General features: G+C 66.5%; 2 protein-coding genes. Both read left to right on the top strand.

What is annotated here, in order from left to right; genetic code table 11:
• Positions 1–444, top strand: a complete 444-nt coding sequence (locus tag EN884_RS28700; protein WP_348632993.1) for an AraC family transcriptional regulator — start codon at positions 1–3, stop codon at positions 442–444.
• Between the two features lie 195 nt (positions 445–639).
• Positions 640–3,900: calcium-binding protein (locus EN884_RS28695; RefSeq protein WP_128360874.1), on the top strand; the 3,261-nt coding region annotated here is incomplete at its 3' end.

The following is a 3,900-nucleotide window of genomic DNA, read 5'->3' as shown; positions in this document are numbered from 1 at the left end:
ATCTGGGACGAATCAGGAGGCCGAAAAATGCCGGGTGAGGATGGTGTCCCCGGACCGGTTTCCGGACCCAATTCGCGACAACCGACGCTCAACGCGAAAGGCGGGCTTTCGGTTCGCAGCACGCGCCGCGTGCAGGAATTCCTGAACGAGAACTTCACGCGCAAGCTGGCGCTTGCCGAGATGGCCGCGGTTTGCGGTCTTTCACCCTATCACTTCATGCGGGCTTTCTCGAGGACGTTCGGGGTGCCGCCGCATCAATATGTTCTCGATTTGCGGCTGGACCTCGCTGAAAGGCTGCTTGCCGACAGCCGCATGACCATCACGGACATCGCTCATTCCTGCGGATTTTCGAGCCAGAGCCATTTTACCACCGCCATGAAGAAATACCGGCAGGTGACGCCGCTGCAGCTACGGGTGGGCAAGCTTAACGCCAAGGTTAGATGAGACGGCGCTCATGGAATTGCTTGTTTGCCTAGTTTTAAAGCAGTCTCTAAGGTAACGAGCTGTTAACCTCTGCCGGTTTGCTCCGATCTTTTCTCACAAGACAGCAATTTCGTGAAATACCGCGGGCAGGAATCATGTCTTCCTGCGATAGAGCGGAATTGTCAGACATTTCGTGCCGGCCAGCGGAGAGGGACCATGACCGACAATCAGATTTCGAACGGCTCGCTTCTAGTTCAGCATCGCGCGGCGCATTTCGCCGGGCACTGGATCGCGAATGGCGATCCTCGCTCCCGCTCGGTTCGCCGCCGCTTGATGGCGGTGCTGCGCATGGCTCATAGCGTGCTTGGCATGGGGCGCAAGCGCCTGGGGCTGGGGACGCTGGGCGTCGGCGGGATGTCGGCGGCGGCCGCGATGCTGGGCGCCTTCGCGATCGGCATGGCTGCGACGCCAGCTCAGGCGCAATATCAGGCCGGCGGCGGGTCCGCGACAGGCGGCAACGCCGTCGCCATCGGTAATGGTGCCACCTCAAATGGCAATAACAGCGTGGCGTTGGGCATCTCCAACAGTGCAACGGGCGACGGCACGATCGCCATCGGCTATGCGATGGGTGTCAATGGCCTCAATGCCATAGGCATAGGTGTCATCTCCGGCGCGAACGGCGTCAACGCCCTCGCGATAGGCGGGAACGCCCAGGCTGTCGGAGACGGAGCAAGCTCCATTGGCGTCAACTCGGTCGCAGCCGCAGGCTCGGCCGCCTTTGGCCTGAACGCGCGCGCCGACGGAACGAACTCGACGGCGATCGGCTATGTTACCCGGGCGACCGGGCTGCGCGCCACCGCGCTCGGGTTTGGGGCGACAGCGTCCGGGCTGGATGCGCTTGCCCAAGGGAATAGCGCCGTCGCAAGCCAGCAGAACTCTATCGCCATCGGCTTCCAGGCGACCTCGACCGCGATCAACGCCATCAATCTTGGCAACCGAACCGCAGCGGGAAAGGGCGCCCTTCAAGAGAGCGCCGTCGCCATCGGCACGGACGTGCTGGCGTCTCAGGTTGACAGCATTGCGATCGGGCGCCAAAGCCAGTCGACGGGCACGAGCGCCACGGCGATGGGTAGGAACGCCGGCGCCTGGGGCAACCAGTCTATCGCGCTCGGCCTAGGCGCGCAGGCGGGCGTTCAGGCCAACACGGCCTTGCCCAACAGCATCGCGATCGGCACCAATGCGGTCTCTTCCGGCGGTTTCGCTACCGCAATGGGCGCTTCCTCGGTTGCGAGTGGTACCAGTTCGACAGCCGTGGGCTTCCAGGCCCAAGCCGCCGGCCTCAATGCCGCCGCCGTCGGTCCCCAGGCAAATGCATCGGCGTCAAACTCGGCGGCGTTCGGCAACGTCGCCACGGCTTCGGGCAATTTCGCATTGGCCCTGGGCAATTCGGCCGTGTCGAGTGGAGTAGGCTCGGTCGCGGCGGGCTCGGGAGCCCAGGCCACGGACGTCTCGGCGACCGCGCTCGGCAACAACGCCACCGCGACCGCAGCGAGCGCGAGCGCGCTAGGCTTGGGCGCCACGGCGAGCGGCATAAACAGCACCGCGGTTGGTAAGTCGGCCAATGCGAGCGCGCAGGACGCCATCGCCATGGGCACGAGCGCCAAGGCCGATTCCGCCGAGGCGGTGGCCATGGGCACCAATGCGGTGGCGACCGGCGGCAAGGCGGTCTCGATCGGGTCCGGCAACACCGCCTTTGGCAACGGCGCGGTCTCCATCGGCGATCCCAGCTATGCCAGCGGCACCGGCGCCTTCACCGGCGGCGCCAACAACATCGCCAACAGCGACGGCACCGCGACCGCCACCGCCGCCAACCAGGCCAACGGTGCTGTCGCCATCGGCAACAACAACAAGGCGATCGGACAAGGCTCCGTGGCGCTGGGCAACGGCTCGACCGCCGGTGCGGCCGGCCTCGCGGGCAATGTCGCGCTCGGCAATGGCGCCTCGGCAGCAGCGAGTTCCGGCGATGTCGCGCTCGGCTCTGGCTCGGTGACCGCGACGGCGGTCGGCACGGCCAGTGGGGTGGTCAACGGCACGACCTACGCCTTCCAGGGCACCAACCCGACCTCGACGGTCAGCATCGGCGCGCCCGGTGCGGAGCGCACCATCACCAATCTGGCGGCGGGGCGGATCAGCGCGCTCTCGACCGACGCGATCAACGGCTCGCAGCTCTTCGCCACCAATCAGGCCGTCGACGCCATTGGCGCCGTCGTCAACAACATCAATGTCGGCGGCATCAAGTATTTCCACGCCAATTCGACGGCGGCGGATTCGTCGGCGACGGGTGCGGAATCGGTTGCGATCGGACCTCTCTCGACTGCGGCAGGGGCGAACGCCATCGCGGCCGGCAACAATGCGAGTGCCTCCGGCCTCGACGCAACGGCGTTTGGATACATATCCAAGGCCTCGGGCGACTTCAGCACCGCCGTCGGACCGAATGCCAACGCGACAGGCTTGTCCAGCACCGCGGTCGGCCAGAACGCGTTTGCTACCGCCGGGCAAGCGACCGCTCTCGGCAAGCAAGCGAATGCCAGCGCCGCGGATGCGGTCGCGTTGGGACCCAACGCCACAGCCGGCAACGCAGGCGCCGTGGCGCTCGGCTCCGGCAGTGTCACCGACGTCGCCGTCGGCACGCCCAGCGCGGTGATCAACGGCACGACCTACGCCTTCCAGGGCACTACTCCGACCTCGACGGTCAGCATCGGCGCGGCCGGTGCGGAACGCACCATCACCAATGTCGCCGCGGGGCGGATCAGCTCGACGTCGACCGATGCGATCAACGGTTCGCAGCTCGCCGCCACCAACCAGGCCGTCGACGCCATCGGCGCCGTCGTCAACAACATCAATGTCGGCGGCGGCATCAAGTATTTCCATGCCAACTCGACGGCGGCGGACTCTTCGGCGACGGGCACGGACTCGGTCGCGATCGGACCCGTCGCGACCGCAACGGGGACGAACGCCATCGCGGCCGGTGTCAATTCGAGCGCCTCCGACGCCAACGCCTCGGCCATCGGCAGCGGCGCCGTCGCATCGGCGCTCGACGCAACGGCGATGGGCTACATATCCAAGGCCTCGGGCCAATTCGCCACCGCCGTCGGCGCCAACGCCAATGCCACAGGCCTGTCCAGCACGGCGATCGGCCAGAACGCGTTCGCAACCAACGCTCAAGCGACCGCTCTCGGCAAGCAAGCGAATGCCAGCGCCGTCGATGCGCTGGCGCTGGGCGCCAACGCCACCGCCGCCAACGCAGGCGCCGTGGCGCTCGGCTCGGGCAGTGTCACCGACGTCGCTGTCGCCACGCCGAGCACCGTGATCAACGGCACGACCTATGCCTTCCAGGGCACCAATCCGACCTCGACGGTCAGCGTCGGCGCGGTCGGTGCGGAACGCACCATCACCAATGTCGCCGCGGGGCGGATC

The sequence above is a fragment of the Mesorhizobium sp. M7A.F.Ca.AU.001.01.1.1 genome (assembly GCF_004022735.1).
GTDB classification, from domain to species: domain Bacteria; phylum Pseudomonadota; class Alphaproteobacteria; order Rhizobiales; family Rhizobiaceae; genus Mesorhizobium; species Mesorhizobium ciceri.
This window is presented reverse-complemented; position numbering and strand designations above follow the sequence as displayed.